Genomic DNA, 18596 nt, shown 5'->3' with positions numbered 1-18596 from the left:
TCGTAGACGGGAGTCCGACGCGTGCGGACGTGGAGTAGGAAGAGTTCACTCGGCGGAGTGAAGTTCAAGTCCGAGATGGACGGCCACGAGGCGGCGGTTCTGCGCTCGCTCGTGGAGTCGGTGGCCGGGCTTCTCGACGAGCGGGCGTCTTCGGCGCCGCAAGACGAGCTCGCTGCCCTGACGGGCCTTCGTACCGGAAACTCGGAGACGCCCGACAATCCGGTGTTGGCGCGTTTGCTTCCCGACTTCCAGCGCACCGATCCGGACAAGGTCGCTCCGGACAGTGACGATCTCGACGACGCCGGCGCCAATGTCAACGGCGCGCTGCGCAGTTTGCACGAGCCCGAGATCATCGATGCCAAGCGTGAGTCCGCTCGCATGTTGTTGGCTTCGCTTCCGGAGGCCGGCGGCAAGGTCGTTCTCACGCAGGAACAGGCCGATGCGTGGCTGTCCTCGCTCAACGACGTCCGTCTCGCGCTCGGAACCAATCTCGGCATCGACGCCGACACCCCGGAGAGCCTCGAACCCGACGACCCGCGCGCCCCGCATCTCGACGTCTATCACTGGTTGACGTGGATGCAGGACTCCCTCGTCCAGGCGCTCATGCCATGACCACGACGCGGACCGGGCCCACTGATTCACTGACAGATGTCGCCGGCCTCGCTGTCGGTCATCACCACAAGCTCGACGAGGGAGCCACTCTCGGAAGCGGCGCGGCCACCGGCTGCACGGTCGTGCTCGCGTCGGCCGGTGTGGTTGCCGGAGTCGACGTCCGCGGCGGCGGTCCGGGTACCCGCGAGACCGACCTACTCGACCCGAGCCATTCGGTCCAGCAGGTCAATGCCGTGCTGTTGACCGGCGGTAGTGCCTACGGACTTGCCGCGGCCGATGGAGTGATGCGCTGGCTCGAGGAACACGATCGCGGGATCGCGATGGGTGCTCCTGGTCAGGTGGTACCGATCGTGCCCGGCGCCGTGATCTTCGATCTGCCGGTGGGGGACTGGACCGTTCGTCCGACCGGAGACTTCGGATTCCTCGCTGCCGACACCGCTTCGCGCGAATTCGCCACGGGCACGGTCGGCGCCGGGGTAGGTGCCAGAGCCGGAGCGCTCAAGGGTGGGGTGGGAACGGCCAGCGTCGTGATCGCCGACGGCCCGGCCGAGGGTACGACGGTCTCCGCGTTGATCGTGGCGAACCCGGTGGGTTCGGTCTTCGATCCCAGAACAGGCTTGCCGTGGGGCGTCGGCTCGGACGGGGCGGAGTCGTTCGGGCTCAGGCTTCCCGACGCGTCCGAACTCGCGGCGGCCAACGCCGTTGCAGCCAAGGGAACAGTCCTCAACACCACGATCGGTGTGGTCGCGACTGACGCCGCCTTGACAAAAGCCGGGTGCCGACGCGTCGCCGTCGCAGGGCATGACGGTCTGGCTCGTGCGATTCGGCCCGCGCATTCGCCACTCGACGGCGACACGATCTTTGCGCTCGCCATCGGCGATCACACTCCGAATTCGGAGATCGCAGTTCCGGCCGCTTTTCCGAACGATCTGCCGATACTCGACGCGGTGTGCGCGGCTTCGGCGCAGGTTGTCGAACGTGCGATCGTCACAGCGATTCTCGACGCCACGTCGGTAGCCGGAATCCCGAGCTACCGCGAGCTCTTTCCGTCGGCATTTCTCTAGGCAGCACTCCTGGAATCGGCGGTAATCTCGAATTGAGCCTGGTCGCGAGTGACCGAATCAGAAAACCGGATCGACGGTGGAGGACGCACACGATGACGATGGATTTCAACAATCCGGACTTCGGCACCCGGACGCCGGCACCGAAATCCGGTCCGCCCTCGGTGTGGAAGCAGTCGGCCGTGTTGGTGGGCGGCTTCGCGATCTTGCTCTACGTGATCGAGATCGTGGATGTCATCTCCGGTCAGAACGTCCAGAACGCCGGCGTCACCCCGCGCACGCTCGACGGCCTGTGGGGAATCCTGTTCGCCCCGGTCCTGCACGACGACTGGGCTCACCTGATTGCCAACACCATTCCGGTCCTGATCCTGGGGTTCCTCGTGCTGGTGTCGGGAATTGCGCGCGGACTCGCGGCGACCGGCATCATCTGGGTGATCGGCGGTGTCGGGACCTGGTTGTTCGCCGGCTCGAACTCGAATCACGTCGGTGCGTCCGTGCTGATCTTCGGCTGGGTCACCTACCTGCTGGTGCGCGGGTTCTTCACGCGGAGCTTCACACAGATCCTGATCGGCGTTGCCGTCTTCGTCGTGTACGGCGGAGTGCTGTGGGGCGTTCTCCCGAGCGATCCACGGGTTTCCTGGCAAGGACATCTGTTCGGAGCGATCGGCGGCGTGGTGGCCGCCTGGGCGCTGACGTCGGGGGAGAGGGCCAAGCGCGCAGGGTCGGCGCCGGCCGTCCGACCACCGAGTTTCTGAACGGACGTGGGTCACACCCTCGCTGCGGTGTGACTTCGACGCGCCAAAACCACCAAGAGCTTTTTTCCAGACGGGTAGACGTGGCAGCATGACCGGTATGCGCATGACCGTCCTGGGGTGTTCCGGCAGCGTCACGGGTCCGGATTCACCGGCTTCGGGATACCTGCTCACGGCACCGGGAACTCCGCCGCTCGTGATCGACTTCGGCCCGGGAGTTCTTGGGGCGTTGCAGCGATACGCCGATCCGGGCGAGGTGACGATCCTGCTTTCGCACCTTCATGCGGACCACTGTCTCGACATGCCCGGCCTGCTCGTCTGGCGTCGCTATCACCCCAACCCGCCGGTCGGGCGGGCTCTGGTTTACGGCCCCACCGACACGGCCTGCCGCATCGGAGTGTCCTCCGCCGAGTGCGCCGGCGAGATGGATGACATCTCCGACACCATCGACGTCCGGCTCTGGGCCGAGAACGAGCCAGTGAGGTTCGGAGAACTGAGCGTCGTCGCCCGTCGGATGAATCATCCTCCCGAGGCTTACGGTTTCCGGATCACCGGCGCCGACGGCCGCGTGCTCGTCTACACCGGTGACACGGGTATGTGTGACAACGTCGTCGAACTCGCCCGTGGAGCGGACGTGTTGCTCTCCGAAGCTTCGTGGACCGACAGTCCGGATCGCCCCGAGGGAGTTCACCTCTCCGGTAAGGAAGCCGGCCGTGTGGCTGCCCTCGCCGGCGTCAAGGAACTTCTCCTCACGCACATCCCGCCGTGGACCTCCCGCGAAGACGTGATCGCCGAAGCGAAATCCGAATTCTCCGGACCAGTCCATGCCGTCTCCGCCGGAAGCGTCTACGACATCTGATTCCCCTCACATTCGATGCAGTGCCGACCGGGCGACCGCTAGGCTCACGAAGGTGACTACACGAGAAGACGGTAGGGCGGACGACGAGCTCCGCACGGTCAAGATCACCCGCGGATTCACCAGTCATCCGGCCGGATCCGTTCTGGTCGAGTTCGGGAACACTCGCGTGATGTGCACGGCCAGCGTCGAAGAGGGTGTACCCCGCTGGCGCAAGGGCTCCGGCTTGGGTTGGCTGACAGCCGAATACGCGATGCTTCCCGCCGCCACGCACACGCGCAGCGGCCGCGAATCGGTCAAGGGCAAGGTCGGCGGCCGTACGCAGGAGATCAGTCGACTCATCGGCCGATCACTTCGGGCCTGCATCGATCTCGCCGCGATCGGCGAGAACACCATCGCCCTGGACTGTGATGTCCTCCAGGCCGACGGCGGTACCCGCACCGCGGCAGTGACGGGGGCGTACGTGGCCCTGGTCGACGCCGTGACGTACCTGCGCGCAGCCGACCTGCTCTCCGACCCTCAGCCCATCTCGTGTGGCATAGCGGCCGTCAGCGTCGGCGTCGTGGACGGACGAGTGCGCCTCGATCTTCCGTACGAAGAGGATTCGCGCGCCGAGGTCGACATGAATGTCGTGGCCACCGATACCGGCACGCTGGTGGAAATCCAGGGAACCGGTGAGGGTGCCACGTTCCCACGCTCGACGCTGGACAAGCTGCTCGACTCCGCTCTGGCTGGTTGTGAGCAACTTTTCGAGATCCAGCGTCAAGCGTTGGCCGAGCCGTATCCCGGGGTGCTACCCGAACCGAAGAATCCGGAACCCAAAAAGAAGTTCGGTGCCTGAGCTGTGAGCGTACGAGTACTGGTTGCCAGCCGAAATGCCAAGAAACTGAAGGAACTTCACCGGGTGCTCGACGCCGCTGGAGTGAACGGAATCGAACTGGTCGGGCTCGACGAGGTGCCGCCGTTCCCCGAAGCCCCCGAGACCGGGGCGACGTTCGAGGAGAATGCGCTCGCCAAGGCACGTGACGGCGCGGCGGCAACCGGAATGCCTTGCATCGCAGATGATTCCGGTGTCGAGATCGATGCACTCAACGGTATGCCCGGCGTGCTGTCCGCGCGATGGTCGGGCACTCACGGAAACGACGGCGCCAACACGGCGCTTGTCCTGGCTCAGCTGGGAGACGTGCCAGACGAGCGGCGCGGCGCGGCATTCGTCTCCGCCTGTGCACTGGTGATCCCCGGTGGCGACGAGACTGTCGTGCGCGGCGAATGGCGCGGGGTGATCGGCCGAGAACCAGCCGGCGACGGGGGCTTCGGATACGACCCCATCTTCCGTCCGGACGGCGACACCCGCTCTGCCGCAGAACTCACCCCGGCCGAGAAGGATGCGGCGTCACATCGAGGGCGCGCGCTCGTGCAGCTCGTTCCGGCGCTGGCGGCACTGGCCGGCTGAACCGAATTTCGAAAAGTAGAGCCCTGAACGCGTCTGCGTTCAGGGCTCTAATTTTTGAAACTCTCAGAGCTGATAAGCCTGCTTCACCTGGGCAGTCCGCTTGTGCTCGAACACGAACGACAGGAACGGGATCGTGCCGGCGAGCGCGGTGGCAACCGTCGTACCGGGCTTCCACCGGGCCTTGATCGCCAAGTCGATCGTGAACACGAGATAGAGCATGTAGAACAGGCCGTGGATCTGACCGATGTAGAACAACCACGACGGTGCGTCCGCCGAATTGTCGAGAATCAGGTACTTGTAGACCATCTCGCCGGTCAGGAACAGCAGCCAGAGGCCGGTGATCCAGGCGAGAACGCGGTATCGGACGAGCGCCGACGCAACCTTCTTCTGCTTTTCTGCGTTGACTGCGGGGGTAGCGATGCTCGCTTCCGAACCGGTACTCACGTCGTGCTCCTATCGGACTCGCGAGCGGCGAGCTGCGCAAGGTAGTCGTTGTATTCCAGCATTTGGCGGGCTTCAGGGTCGTCGACGTCGAGGTTCACATCGTCGAACTCGGCCTGCGGGCGTTGCGGCAAGAGGTCGGCGGGAATCTCACGCGGCTCCGCGGCGGCTTCCTCGGCTTCGGCCTCTTCGGGGTCCACGTCTTCGAGCTGAACGAACTTGCGATACGCGTACACGACAAACGCCGCGAAGAGCGGCCACTGGAACGCGTACCCGAGATTCTGTCCCGAGCCTCCGACGGCTTCGAAGCGCTCCCACTGCCACCAGCCGAGCGCGAGGCAGCCGGCAGCTGACACGATGACCAGCAGAATCAGCGCAGGTCGGCGTTTAGTAGCGTTCTTGGACACACTAAGACGGTACCTGAGAGCTATAGTGCCTCGCCCTGCGATCTCCGACACGGTGTCGTAGAAGCCGTGCCACGGCGTGTCGTAGAAGCCGTGCCACGGCGTGTCGTAGAAGCTGTTCCACGGCGTGTCGCAGAAGCAGCATGTGCGCTATGCCCATCCAACACCGCACCGCCAGGCACTGAACACATTCACCCAGCTGTGCTGCATCGATAACGTCGGGGCGTATCCGAAAGCAGGGGAGTGTTTCATGCACATCAGAGTGATTCGCCCGGTCATCGACACCACGCTGACTCCGGCGGTGACAGCCGAGGTGGAGCACTGGGCGGCGCCCGGCACGACGGTCGATGTCGTGTCACTGCTCTCTGGCACGGCGAGCATCGAGTCCGAGTACGACGAGGCACTGGCCGGCCCCGGGATCGTGCAGCGGGTCGAAGAGGCGGCAGCCGACGGCGTCGACGGTGTATTCATCACGTGTTTCGCCGATCCCGGAGTGCATGCCGCCCGAGAGATCATCGACGCTCCGGTGGTCGGCGGCTTCGAGCCGTCATTTCTGACAGCGATGAGTCTGGGCGATCGCGTCGGTGTCGTGACCATCCTGCCGAACGTCGTGCCGATGCTCCGATCGCTCACTCGGCGGTATGGGCTCGATAGTCGGCTGGGCAGTATTCGAGTCGTGGACATGCCGGTGCTTGGCCTCACCGATCGGGAGGAACTGATTGATCGACTGGCCGCTCAGGCGTCTGCGGCAGTGCAGAACGGCGAGGCCGATTCCGTCGTTCTCGGTTGCACCGGGATGCTCGGTGTGACCAGTGCAGTCCGAGACAGGCTGCATGGCAAAGGGATTCACGTTCCGGTTGTGGATCCGACGGCGTCGGCGATCACGTGGTTGGAGAGCTCGGTCCGTCTGGGGCTGACGCCGAGCCGGACGACGTACATGACCCCGCCGGTCAAGGCTCGAAAGCGCTGAGCCTGATCTAGAACCGAATAAGCCCCGCCGGATCTGATCCAGCGGGGCTTTTCGTTGTGCGCGAGGGGGGACTTGAACCCCCACGTCCTGAGACACTGGAACCTAAATCCAGCGCGTCTGCCAATTCCGCCACTCGCGCGCGGAATTCAAAGGATACGCGAGTGGAATCGCTCGCGGGCACACCACCCTGGTCGGGATGCGCCCGCCCGCTCTCAGGCCGTTTCGGCGAGTGGATCCGCTGCGGGCGGCGTGGTGGATTTCTTCGACCGGCGCGGTTGCTCGGCCGTGCGTTGATACCGCCACGCAGCGTGGGTGAGTGTTGGAACATCGACATCGAGATGTTCGGCAACCGCAACTAGCAACTCGGCTGCGTCGGTGCTCGACAACAATTCCTCGCTACTGCTTGCTTCGGTGGCGAACCGTGCAAGGAGATCTATCGAAGTTGCCGTCAACTTCCCGGACAGGAACACCAGCGTCTCGAAGGTCCTGGGGCCCAGGCCTGGAACGGAGACGACTGCCGAACGGAGGCCTTCGGTGTCCTCGACGTCGGCACCGCACCGGCAACCGGCGTCGGCGAGCGCTTTGGCCGCACGAGCCGCACCCTCGGCTTTGGTGAAGTAGTTGCCCGGCACTCGCTGGCGATTGCCGAGAATCGTTGCGAGCTCGTCGCCACGGTCGGTGAAGGCGGCGAGAGCGGACAAGCTGTCGAGGCGATCGCCTGCGGCTACCGAGCGGTGTGTGCGCCAACGGTCGAGGACGGCGCGGACTCCGGTCTTCGGTGTTCCGTAGGCGGCGCGCGACGAGAAGATCGCATCGAGAAGGGCGGCTTCGGACTCGCGCGGCCATCCCTGATTCCAATGCGGCCACGCCTCGCGCGGAAGCTCGGCGCCGATGAATTCGGCCGCTCTGACTACGTCTGTGTCTTTCATGATTTCTCCCCCCGAGAAGTCGTCCGGTGTGGACGCGCTGAACGTAGCGAGGGGGTCCGACAGATGGTGGCGCGGAACGCACGGGATCGACCGTCCGTCAAGGAGGTCACGAATTGGTAACAATAAATATGAGGTGTTCCTCAGGTTTCTGAAAATCCCGGTAACAGTCCCAGGCAGGGCGTTCGCGACCTACTCGCGAGTCACTTTCTCGAAGTCTCGTGAGGAAGATCACGGCCTCGAAAGTCCAGATTTCCAGGGTGCCGACAAACGTGAGGAAATCCTCATGATTCTGTGTAAACCTTGTCTTGCACGAACGCCCTGACTCCGTCGATTCTCTCGACGAATTCGCGAGCACTTCAGCCGGGCAGCACACCGCAAATCCCACCTCGCCGCAGAGGTGACCAGGAGAGGACGTACGCGTGACGATCGATGACACGACACCTACAGGAAACGGACGCGACTCGAAGGGTGGACGCCGTTTCGGCGTCGATGGGGGACAGTCCCGCACGACCAGCAAAGGTGCCCTCGTCGATTCGCTGAACAACGGCGTTTCCTACGCAATCGCTTTCGGTGGACAGGGCGCTCCCTGGCTCACCTCGCTCGAGGAGCTCAGCCGTGACAACGGCCTGGAGCCCGTTCTGACCGATCTGGTCAATGACGCAGCCGCACGCCTCGCGCCCGTCGCACAGGATCTCCTCGTGGTTCGCCCGGTCGGATTCGATCCGATCGCGTGGATGCTCGAAGCCGAGATCGTCGACGAAGAAGAAGGTGAGAAGTCGGCCGGGCCTTCCGCTGCCGCGCTCACCGCAGCTCCGGTGTCACTCCCCGGCGTCTTCCTCACGCAGCTTGCGGCGTTGCGTGCACTCTCCGCTCAGGGTCTGGATGTAGCCGGTAACCCGCCTGCTGCCGTCATCGGCCACTCGCAGGGCCTGCTGGCCACCGCTGCCGTAGCCGCGCAGGGCAACGACGACGGTGAACTCCTCGCCGTCGCACAGCTCGTCGGTGCTGCTGCCAGCTTGGTCGGCCGTCGCCGCGGCGTCATCGCCGGCGCCTCCGCGAAGCCGATGGTTGCGGTCTCGGGCGTCGATCCCGAGCGTCTCGCCGCCATCGTCGCCGAGCTTGCCGAGGGTGTTGCCCCCGAACGCGCGGCTGTTCTCGCCATTCGCAACGGCCGTCGCCGCGTCGTTCTCGCCGGACCGCCCGCTCAGCTGGCACGCGTGCAAGAGCGTTGCGAGCAGATCGAAGCCGAAGAAGCTCGCGAGCGAGAGGGCAAGAAGCGTGGCGGTTCCGTCTTCGCTCCGTCCTTCGATCCGCTCGACACCGAAATCGGCTTCCATCACCCAGCATTGGCCGAGGCCGTCGAACTTGTCGGCAGCTGGGCAACCCGTTGCGGTCTCGATGCCGACCGTGCGCGTGAACTTGCACAGGGTGTCCTCGTCGATCCGGTCGACTGGGTCGAGGCTGTCGACGGCGCAATCTCCGCCGGCGCCAAGTGGATTCTCGATCTCGGGCCCAGCGATCAGCTGACCCGTATGACGTCCTCTTCGCTGCGTGGGCAGGGCATCGGCATCATCGCCGCCGCCACCCGCGGCGGACACCGCAATCTGCTCACCCCCGGTGCTGCGCCTGAGGTCTCACGTTCGTGGAGCGAATTCGCGCCGAAGCCTGTTTCGCTTCCCGGTGGCCGCATCGGCGTCGAGACGGCGTTCACGAAGCTGACCGGTCGTTCACCCATCCTGCTCGCAGGCATGACGCCGACGACGGTCGACGCCAAGATCGTTGCCGCGGCAGCCAATGCCGGTCACTGGGCTGAGCTCGCTGGTGGCGGACAGGTCACCGAGGAAATCTTCGAAGACCGTGTCGCAGAGCTGAAGATGCTGCTCGAGCCGGGCCGCGCGGTCCAGTTCAACTCCCTGTTCCTCGACCCGTACCTGTGGAAGCTGCAGCTCGGTGGCAAGCGCCTGGTGCAGCGTGCCCGTACTGCCGGCGCTCCCATCGACGGCGTCATCGTCACCGCCGGTATCCCGGAACTCGAAGAGGCCGTTGCCCTCATCGACGAGCTGTCCGAGATCGGCATCACCAACATCGCGTTCAAGCCCGGCACCGTGGCGCAGATCCGCTCCGTGATCCGCATCGCCAACGAGGTTCCGAACTTCCCGGTCATCGTGCACATCGAAGGCGGCCGCGCCGGCGGACACCACTCGTGGGAAGACCTCGACGACCTGCTCCTCGACACGTACGCCGAGCTGCGTACACGTCCGAACCTGGTCATCTGCGTCGGCGGCGGCATCGGAACCCCCGAGCGAGCAGCCGATTACCTCACCGGTCGCTGGTCTGCCGCAGCCGGTTTCCCGGCCATGCCCGTCGACGGCATCCTCGTCGGCACTGCAGCCATGGCGACCCTCGAGGCCACCACCTCTCCTGAGGTCAAGCAGCTCCTCGTCGACACGCCCGGAACACCGGATTGGGTCGGTGCCGGTACCGCTGAAGGCGGAATGGCCTCTGGCCGTAGCCAGCTCGGTGCCGACATTCACGAGATCGACAACGCGGCTTCGCGCACCGGACGCCTCCTCGACGAGGTTGCCGGCGATTCCGAGGCAGTGGCCGAGCGCCGCGACGAGATCATCGCCGCCCTCGACGTCACCGCCAAGCCGTACTTCGGCGACGTCGAGACCATGACGTACGCACAGTGGCTGCGCCGCTACCTCGAGCTCACCGTCGGCATCGACGCGGCGAAGGAATTCGATTGCGGCGCAGATCTTCAGGACGCCATCGTCGAGGCGACCTCGAGCCCGTGGCTCGACATCACCTGGCGTGCTCGCTTCGGCGAGATGCTCCAGCGCACCGAGGCGCGTCTGCATCCGGTCGACCGTGGCCCGATCCCCACACTGTTCGGCGACGCCGAGACTCTCGAGCGCCCCGAGGCTGCGATCTGCGCACTGCAGGCGTCGTACCCGGACTACTCGACGACCGTTCTGCATCCCGCAGACGTCTCGTTCTTCACCTCGTTGTGCAAGACGCCGGGCAAGCCGGTCAACTTCGTTCCCGTCGTCGACGGTGACGTTCGCCGTTGGTGGCGCAGCGACTCCCTGTGGCAGGCACACGATCCCCGCTACACCGCCGATCAGGTTTGTGTCATCCCCGGCACCGTCGCCGTCGCGGGCATCACCCGTGTCGACGAGCCAGTCGGTGACCTGCTCGATCGCTTCGAGAAGGCGACCTACGACGAATTGGTTGCTGCCGGAGCCGCTCCGGTTGCACTCGCGAGCCGTCGCCACCAGGATTCCGCACCCGGACTTCTCGACGCCGTCCTCTCCGCTCCCGACCTCCAGTGGGCCGGCCGCCTGACCCAGAACCCTGTCCGTCGCCTCGGCGACCTCGACGAGTGGAACGCAGAGTCTGCCGACAAGGCAGTTCACGGCACCACGGGGTCCAGCTTGACCGTCGTCGATTCCTCGCACGTGCTGCTCTCGGTTCCGTTGGTGGCAGACAAGTCGGTCGACATCACGATCACCATCCCCGAGTCCGTCGTAGACGGCGGCGCTCCGGTTATCACCGAGGCAGACGCCGAGGGTGCGATGTCCGCGCTGCTGGCAGTTGCTGCCGGACAGGAACTTCCGACAGTCAAGAACGGAAAGGCCCGCCTCAACGTCGCGTGGGTTCCCGATCGCATCGCCGATCACGCCGGTGTCACCGGTTCCGGCCTGCCCACCACGCTCAGTGTCAGCGGCAAGGCTGTTCCGGACGTCGTCGTCGGAGCATGCTGGCCTGCAGTGTTCGCAGTCCTCGGCGCAGCCAAGCTCGACAGTCTTTCCGTTATCGAAGGCATGCTCGACCTGGTCCACCTCGACCACACCGTCGACTTCGTCGGTGAACTTCCCTCCGAGACAAGCATTCTCGTGGTCAATGCCGAGGTCGCCTCGGTTCTCGACACCGACCTCGGTCGCGTCGTCGAGGTCAAGGTCGAGGTCGGTGCCATGCTCGGCGAGGGCCTCGACGCCCCCGCAGTCGTCACCATGACCGAGCGTTTCGCGATCCGCGGACGCACCGGCGCTGGCGAACTCGCCGACCCGGCTCGCGCCGGTGGATCGATCAGCGATGCGGCTGTCGACACCTCACGTCGTCGTCGCCGTGACGCGAAGATCCTCGCGCCGGTCAGCATGGGCGCGTTCGCTCAGGTTTCCGGTGACCACAACCCGATTCACACCTCCGACAACGCCGCTCTGCTGGCCGGCCTCGGAACCCCGATCGTGCACGGCATGTGGCTCTCCGCCACAGCGCAGCAGGTAGTCACCGCAGTCGACCCGGCCGAGACCCGCGTCCCGCCGCGCCGCCTGACCGCCTGGACCGCCCGCTTCCTCGGGATGGTTCGCCCCGGCGCCGAGATCGACGTCCGCGTCGACCGTGTCGGCATCGACCAGGGCGCAGAAATCGTCGAGGTCGGCTGCCGCATCGACGGCGAACTGGTGATGGTCGCCACCGGCCGCACTGCCGCACCGAAGACCGTCTACGCCTTCCCCGGCCAGGGCATCCAGCGCCCGGGCATGGGCCTCGACGCTCGTGCACGCTCCAAGGCCGCCCGCGACGTCTGGGAGCGTGCGGACAAGCACACCCGCAAGGCGCTCGGATTCTCGATTCTCGCTGTCGTGCGCGACAACCCGGTGACCGTCAAGGCGCGCGGTGTCGAGCACAAGCATCCTGACGGTGTCCTGCACCTGACTCAGTTCACCCAGGTGGCCATGGCCGTTCTCGGTGTTGCCCAGGTTGCCGAGCTGCGCGAATCCGGAACCTTCATCGAGGATTCCCTTCTGGCCGGTCACTCGGTCGGTGAGTACAACGCACTCGCTGCTGTCGCCGAGGTTTTCCCGCTCGAAGCACTTCTCGAGGTCGTCTTCCAGCGTGGCTCCGCCATGCACCAGCTCGTTCCCCGTGACGAAGCCGGACGCTCCGACTACCGCATGGCTGCTATTCGCCCGTCGCAGATCGGTGTTTCCGACGACGACGTGCAGGGCTTCGTCGCCGGTGTCGCCGAGACCTCCGGTGAGTTCCTCGAAATCGTCAACCTGAACCTGCGCGGCAGCCAGTACGCCATCGCCGGTTCGGTAGCCGGTCTCGACGCACTCGAGGTCGAAATCGACCGTCGCCGAGCAGAATTCGGTGGCAAGCGGGCATACATCCAGGTTCCCGGCATCGACGTGCCGTTCCACTCCACCGTCCTTCGTGGCGGCGTGGCGGACTTCCGCGTGTGCCTGCAGGACTTGCTCCCGCACGACATCGATCCGGACATCCTGATCGGCCGCTACATCCCGAACCTGGTTCCGAAGCCGTTCTCGCTGCGTCGTGACTTCGTTCAGGAAATCGCGGACCTGGTGCCGTCCGAGCCGCTGCAGGAAGTCCTCGCAGACTTCGACAGCTACGCAACGCGCACTCACGAGTTGTCCCGCATCATCCTGATCGAGCTGCTGGCTTGGCAGTTCGCCAGCCCGGTCCGCTGGATCGAGACGCAGGACCTGCTCTTCGGCGACGAGTCCGAAGGTGGACTCGGGGTCGAACGCTTCGTCGAGATCGGTCTCGGCGCTGCCCCGACCGTTGCGAACCTCGCGTCGCAGACCCTCAAGCTGCCGGGCCGCTTCGGCTACCCGGTCGAGGTTCTCAACGTCGAGCGCGAAGCTGCGATCGTCTACGGCACCGACGTCGACCCCGCCGTCGATGACGACGACGAGATCGAAGCGCCTGCTGCGCAGGCTGCACCGGTTGCCGCGGCCGCTGCTCCGGTTGCAGCTGCTGCGCCGGCCGCACCTTCGGGTGGACCGCGTCCGGACGACCTCACCTTCAAGGCGCCCGACGCCACGAAGGTCCTGATCAGCCTGTGGACCAAGCTCCGTCCCGATCAGGTCGGCCCCGCCGACACGATCGAGGCACTGTGCGACGGCGTCTCCTCGCGTCGTAACCAGCTTCTGGTCGACCTCGGCTCCGAGCTGTCCCTCGGCGCCATCGACGGTGCCGCGGATGCCGACATGGGCTCCTTGGGAGCAACCGTCGACAAGCTCGCCCGTACGTACAAGCCGTTCGGACCGGTGCTCTCCGATTCGATCAACGATCACCTGCGCAAGGTCTTCGGCCCCTCGGGCAAGCGTCCCGGCTACATCGCCGACCGCGTCAAGAAGGTCTGGGAACTGGGCGACGGCTGGGCGCACCACGTCACCGCAGCAGTGGCTCTCGGCACCCGTGACGGCGCCAGCATCCGCGGCGGCGACCTCGGTGGCCTGAGCTCCGGCGCACTGGCCGACGCCGCAGCGGTCGACGCAGTCATCGACAGCGCAGTTGCCTCGGTCGGCTCTGCACGCGGAGTCAGTGTCTCGTTGCCGGCCACCGGCGGCGGAAGCGGCGGAACCGTCGACGCAGCCGCCCTGGGTGAGTTCACCGAGAACATCACCGGGCGCAACGGCGTTCTGGCCTCGGCTGCACGCCTGGTGCTCGAGCAGCTCGGACTGAACGAAGAAGCGGCAGTCGCGACGGTCGAGGACACCGAACTGGTCGACCTGGTCTCGGCTGAACTCGGCTCCGACTGGCCGCGTCTGGTTGCTCCGGCATTCGACGCACAGAAGGCCGTGCTGCTCGACGACCGTTGGGCAAGTGCGCGTGAGGATCTCGCTCGTATTTGGCTCGGTGACACCGCGTTGTCGGTCGAGAACTTCATCGGTGCCGGTTCCACCGTCGCCGCACAGGCCAAGTGGTGGGCCACCCGTGCAACCGACGAGGGCCGCACGGCGCTCGCCGAGGTCTACACCCGCATCGTTGATGCAGCCGTGACGACAGAATCCGACGCACCCGAGTGGGCAGGCGAGGTCGCAGTAGTGACCGGCGCCAGCAAGGGTTCCATCGCGGCAGCGGTCACGGGCAAGCTCCTTGCCGGTGGCGCAACGGTATTCGTGACCACCTCACGACTCGACGGTCAGCGTCTGGGCTTCTACCGCGACCTGTACCGCGAGAACGCTCGCGCCGGTGCCGCCCTCTGGGTGGTTCCCGCGAACATGGCGTCGTACACCGACGTCGACGCACTGATCGACTGGATCGGCAACGAGGCCACCGAGAATGCAGGCGGCGCAAAGAAGCTCATCAAGCCGGCCATGACGCCGACGATGCTCTTCCCGTTCGCAGCTCCGCGTGTCGGCGGCGAACTCTCCGACGCCGGCGCTCGCGCCGAAATGGAAATGCGCGTGCTGCTCTGGTCGGTGGAGCGCCTCATCGGCGGTCTGTCGAAGATCGGTTACGACAGCGATGTCGACACGCACCTGCACGTAGTGCTGCCCGGTTCGCCGAACCGCGGAACGTTCGGCGGCGACGGTGCTTACGGTGAGGCCAAGGCTTCGCTGATCGCCGTGGTCAACCGCTGGAAGGCCGAGCGGAACTGGGCCGAGCGGGTCACGTTGGCACACGCGGTCATCGGTTGGGTTCGCGGAACCGGACTCATGGGTCACAACGATCCGATCGTCGACGCGGTCGAAGCTGCGGGCGTCCGCACCTGGTCCACCCAGGAGATGGCGACCCAACTGCTGAAGACGGCAACCCGCGAGTCGCGGCGCGCTGCAGCAGAGGCTCCGCTCGAGGTCGACCTGACCGGCGGACTGTCCGAGGCCAACCTGGATCTGGGTGCTTTGGCCAAGGAAGCTGCCGAGGTTGCCGAGATCGCCGAGGCTGTCGACGAAGCAGTGGACGAGTCCAGCATCCTGGCGCTGCCCACGCCGGCTCGCATCGACGACTCGGTCAAGGCTCCGAGCTGGCCCGAACTGGACGTCACCCCCGCGGACCTCGTGGTCATCGTGGGTGCCGGAGAGCTCGGACCCTACGGTTCCTCGCGTACCCGCTTCGAGATGGAGGTCGACGAGCAGCTCTCTGCCGCAGGCGTTCTCGAATTGGCGTGGAACACCGGACTCATCGTCTGGGAGAACGACCCCAAGCCGGGCTGGTACGACGTCGAATCCGGTGACCTGGTACCCGAGGCGGAAATCGCCGACAAGTACCACGACGCAGTCGTCGAGCGTTGCGGCATCCGTCGCTACGTCGACGAGGGCGCGATGATCGACAACACCGCTCCGCTGCTCACCTCCGTGTTCCTGGACAAGGATCTGAGCTTCGTGGTCGGCAGTGAGGTAGAGGCTCAGGCCTTCGTCGAATCCGATCCGGAGAACACGACGGCGACGGTTTCCGCCGAGTCCGGAGACTGGACAGTCACTCGCCGCGCAGGCACCGAGATCCGCGTCCCGCGCAAGATGAAGCTGACTCGTAGTGTCGGCGGCCAGATCCCGACCAACTTCGACGTCACCAAGTGGGGCATCCCCGCCGACATGGCAGATTCGGTCGACCGCGTCGGACTCTGGAACATCGTCGCAACGGTGGACGCCTTCCTCACCGGCGGCTTCACTCCGAGCGAACTGCTCCGCTGGGTACACCCGAGCCTGGTTGCCAACACACAGGGCACCGGCATGGGCGGCATGACCTCCATGCGGAGCCTGTACATCGACACGCTGCTCGGCGAGAACCGTCCGAACGACATCCTGCAGGAAGCGCTGCCGAACGTCATTGCAGCGCACGTCGTTCAGTCGTACGTCGGCGGTTACGGCGCGATGGTTCACCCCGTCGCCGCCTGCGCCACGGCAGCGGTATCCGTCGAAGAAGGTGTCGACAAGATCCGACTCGGCAAGGCGCAGTTGGTTGTTGCCGGCGGGTTCGACGATCTGAGCACGGAAGGCATCATCGGCTTCGGTGACATGTCGGCAACTGCCAAGACCGAGGACATGCACGCCAAGGGCATCGAGGATCGCCGCTTCTCGCGGGCCAACGATCGTCGCCGCGGCGGATTCGTCGAGTCGGCCGGTGGCGGAACGATTCTCCTCGCTCGCGGAGACCTGGCACTCGAGATGGGCCTGCCCGTCCTCGGTGTGGTCGCCTGGGCCGGATCGTTCGCCGACGGTGTCCACACCTCGATCCCGGCACCGGGACTCGGAGCACTGGGCGCCGGACGTGGGGGAGCGGATTCGCAGCTCGCACTCTCGCTCAACGCTCTCGGCGTGAGCGCCGACGACATCGCCGTGATCTCCAAGCACGACACCTCCACTGCCGCCAACGATCCGAACGAGGCAGAGCTGCACGAGCGCCTCGCCGGGGCATTGGGACGCAGTGAAGGTGCGCCGATGTTCGTGGTCTCGCAGAAGAGCCTGACCGGTCACGCCAAGGGTGGTGCCGCAGCCTTCCAGCTGATCGGGCTCTGCCAGGTACTGAGCCAGGGCATCGTCCCGCCGAACCGCAGCCTCGACTGCGTCGACGACAAGATGGCCGAGTTCGAGCACCTCGTGTGGGCACGTCAGCCGCTCAAGTTCGGTGATCAGCTTCCGCTGCGTGCCGGCCTGCTGACCAGCCTCGGCTTCGGTCACGTCTCCGGCCTGATCGCAGTCGTTCACCCGCAGGCATTCGTCGAGTCGGTTCCGGCCGACAAGCGCGCCGACTATGTTGCTGCGGCGCAGCAGCGGACGATCGACGGTCAGCGCCGCCTCGCCAAGGCGATGTGCGGTGGCGACAGCCTCTACGAGCGCCCGGCGGATCGTCGCCTCGGTGCCGACGGAACGCCGGCCAAGGCGTCGCGTCAGCTCGAAGCGGACATGCTGCTGAGCGAGGACGCACGACTCGGCGCAGATCTGGTGTACCGCTCGAATTTGCCCGGCTGCAAGTAATAATCACGGTATGGGAGTTCTGGGTATCGGCTTCGACCTCGTGACGGTGTCGGAGTTCGCCGAGCAATTGAACAGGCCGGGAACGGCAATGCTCGACAACTTCACACCGGGCGAGCGTCGAGACGCCGCTACCCGGAGCTCCGAACCGGCACGACATTTCGCCGCCCGGTGGGCAGCGAAGGAAGCAGTGATCAAGGCATGGTCAACTGCTCTCTTCGCCAGCCCGCCGGTGCTGGGGGAGATGATCCACAATCAGATCGAGGTCGTCTCGGACGCCTGGGGTCGCCCGGGCATACGGCTTCGCGGTGACGTGGCCAAACAACTCACCGGAGTGAAGATTCATATCTCGCTCACCCACGACGGGGACATGGCGGGCGCTTTCGCGGTCATCGAATCCGACCCGGAGTAACACTGCCCGACACGAAAGAGCCGGTCTCCCAAGGGGAGACCGGCTCTTTGTCGTTCGACTAGTCCTTCGTGCGGGATTCCTTCTCGGCGACGAGGAGATACGCGATCATCAACCTTTTCAGTTCGGCGACGGCGTCGGCATGCGACTGACCGTCCTGAACCGAGAAATTCAGCATCGAATACACCACGTGGACAAGAACTTCCGCCATCATCAGGCGGCGATCTCGCCGCGTACGCGGCGTCAACGGACCGAGCATTTTCGCTACGGTCTCGGCGAACTGCTTTTCGTGAATGACTCCGGTGGCCCGCGTGGACGGCGTCGACTGCATCGCCAGCCAGACCTCGCGGCGCGACGGATCGGACGTCCACAGTCCGGCCATGTGATCGACGAAACTGTTCAGGAACCGCAACCAGTCGAGCGAGGGTACTTCGCCGCCGAATTGCGCAAGCTCGTGCTGGACCCCGACGAGGTCCTGACGGTTCAATTCGCACACGATGACGTACTTGTTCGCGAAGAATTGGTAGAGCGTCCCGATCGGGACGTCAGCACGTGCCGCGACCTCTTCGCAGGTGAACGATTCGAAACCGACATCGGTGAGGAGTTCCCGTGACGCCGCCAGGAGTGCGTCGAATTTACGCTGGCTGCGCTCTTGCGTCGGACGCTTGCGCGGCAGCAGTTCCTGCGGTTCTTCGAGGCTCTGGGGATTCTCCAGTGCTGGGTCGACTCGTCGCCGCGCGCGGTTACGAGTCGTGGGCTGCACGTCTTCCAGGCTATCGGTGTTTTCTGTCGAATTTGGGACTTGTGCATTATCCGGTGTCATCGGCCACCTACTTCGGCGGTCGTGATCGGTCGAAACGCACCGCGCAGGTGCGCGCACATGAGTCCCGATGCTGTTGCCACACCTCGATACTAGGTGACCACCTGTCCAGTAGCTGAAGAGGTTGCTGCGCGGTGTGGCGCAACGGCGATCCTGCCGAC

Annotated in this window: 13 protein-coding genes and 1 tRNA gene; 9 read left to right on the top strand and 5 right to left on the bottom strand. The window is 65.3% G+C overall.

Features of this window, described 5'->3' with window-relative positions; all coding sequences use genetic code 11:
- Nucleotides 1-21 precede the first annotated feature (21 nt).
- The 6 genes from FEZ59_RS02410 to rdgB all read left to right on the top strand — a co-directional run bounded on the left by FEZ59_RS02410 (nt 22) and on the right by rdgB (nt 4734).
- The gene (locus FEZ59_RS02410) at nt 22-612 is read left to right on the top strand and encodes a DUF2017 domain-containing protein (protein WP_020908274.1); all 591 of its coding nucleotides are present in this window, start codon (nt 22-24) and stop codon (nt 610-612) included.
- Entirely contained in the window at nt 609-1676 is a 1068-nt protein-coding gene (locus FEZ59_RS02405) for a P1 family peptidase (protein WP_172932175.1), read from the top strand. Before FEZ59_RS02410 ends, FEZ59_RS02405 begins: the two co-directional genes overlap by 4 nt.
- 92 nt (nt 1677-1768) lie before the next feature.
- Nucleotides 1769-2428: a rhomboid family intramembrane serine protease gene (locus tag FEZ59_RS02400; RefSeq protein ID WP_020970033.1), complete on the top strand. Its 660-nt coding sequence runs from the start codon at nt 1769-1771 to the stop codon at nt 2426-2428.
- Nucleotides 2429-2525: 97 nt separating this feature from the next.
- On the top strand, nt 2526-3284 hold the full coding sequence (locus tag FEZ59_RS02395) for a cyclic nucleotide-degrading phosphodiesterase (RefSeq protein WP_037119612.1): 759 nt from the start codon (nt 2526-2528) through the stop codon (nt 3282-3284).
- 52 nt (nt 3285-3336) lie between these two features.
- Nucleotides 3337-4122, top strand: a complete 786-nt coding sequence (rph, locus tag FEZ59_RS02390) for a ribonuclease PH (RefSeq protein WP_003945332.1) — start codon at nt 3337-3339, stop codon at nt 4120-4122.
- Between the two features lie 3 nt (nt 4123-4125).
- Nucleotides 4126-4734 carry an RdgB/HAM1 family non-canonical purine NTP pyrophosphatase gene (rdgB, locus tag FEZ59_RS02385; RefSeq protein WP_019749148.1) on the top strand — a complete coding sequence of 203 codons (609 nt, stop codon included), beginning with the start codon at nt 4126-4128 and terminating at the stop codon, nt 4732-4734.
- A 63-nt stretch (nt 4735-4797) separates the two neighbouring features.
- Here the strand turns inward: rdgB and FEZ59_RS02380 are convergent, their stop codons facing one another.
- Both FEZ59_RS02380 and FEZ59_RS02375 read right to left on the bottom strand, forming a co-directional pair.
- The gene (locus FEZ59_RS02380) at nt 4798-5178 is read right to left on the bottom strand and encodes a DUF3817 domain-containing protein (RefSeq protein ID WP_003945334.1); all 381 of its coding nucleotides are present in this window, start codon (nt 5176-5178) and stop codon (nt 4798-4800) included.
- The gene (locus FEZ59_RS02375; RefSeq protein ID WP_021333455.1) at nt 5175-5582 is read right to left on the bottom strand and encodes a hypothetical protein; all 408 of its coding nucleotides are present in this window, start codon (nt 5580-5582) and stop codon (nt 5175-5177) included. The genes FEZ59_RS02380 and FEZ59_RS02375 overlap by 4 nt, the downstream gene beginning before the upstream one ends.
- A gap of 247 nt (nt 5583-5829) precedes the next feature.
- Between FEZ59_RS02375 and FEZ59_RS02370 the strand changes: the two genes are divergently transcribed.
- Nucleotides 5830-6549, top strand: coding sequence for an aspartate/glutamate racemase family protein (locus tag FEZ59_RS02370; RefSeq protein ID WP_021333454.1), 720 nt, complete (start codon nt 5830-5832; stop codon nt 6547-6549).
- Between the two features lie 57 nt (nt 6550-6606).
- On the opposite strand, the gene FEZ59_RS02365 is transcribed toward FEZ59_RS02370, so the two are convergent.
- Both FEZ59_RS02365 and FEZ59_RS02360 read right to left on the bottom strand, forming a co-directional pair.
- Nucleotides 6607-6688 (bottom strand) — tRNA-Leu (locus tag FEZ59_RS02365).
- 73 nt (nt 6689-6761) lie between these two features.
- Nucleotides 6762-7478, bottom strand: coding sequence for a hypothetical protein (locus tag FEZ59_RS02360; RefSeq protein WP_021333453.1), 717 nt, complete (start codon nt 7476-7478; stop codon nt 6762-6764).
- Nucleotides 7479-7897: 419 nt separating this feature from the next.
- On the opposite strand from FEZ59_RS02360, the gene FEZ59_RS02355 reads away from it, so the two are divergent.
- On the top strand, nt 7898-17209 hold the full coding sequence (locus FEZ59_RS02355; RefSeq protein WP_172932174.1) for a type I polyketide synthase: 9312 nt from the start codon (nt 7898-7900) through the stop codon (nt 17207-17209).
- 10 nt (nt 17210-17219) lie between these two features.
- On the top strand, nt 17220-17618 hold the full coding sequence (locus tag FEZ59_RS02350; RefSeq protein ID WP_172932173.1) for a holo-ACP synthase: 399 nt from the start codon (nt 17220-17222) through the stop codon (nt 17616-17618).
- Between the two features lie 58 nt (nt 17619-17676).
- Here the strand turns inward: FEZ59_RS02350 and FEZ59_RS02345 are convergent, their stop codons facing one another.
- Complete coding sequence (locus FEZ59_RS02345) at nt 17677-18378, bottom strand: TetR family transcriptional regulator (protein ID WP_019749142.1); 702 nt, start codon at nt 18376-18378, stop codon at nt 17677-17679.
- Between the last annotated feature and the right edge of the window lie 218 nt (nt 18379-18596).

Origin of the sequence: Rhodococcus sp. MS13, assembly GCF_013277835.1 — a bacterium.
GTDB classification, from domain to species: Bacteria; Actinomycetota; Actinomycetes; order Mycobacteriales; family Mycobacteriaceae; genus Rhodococcus_F; species Rhodococcus_F erythropolis.
Note: the sequence above shows the minus strand (reverse complement) of the source record. Positions and strands in the feature narration are given on the sequence as shown.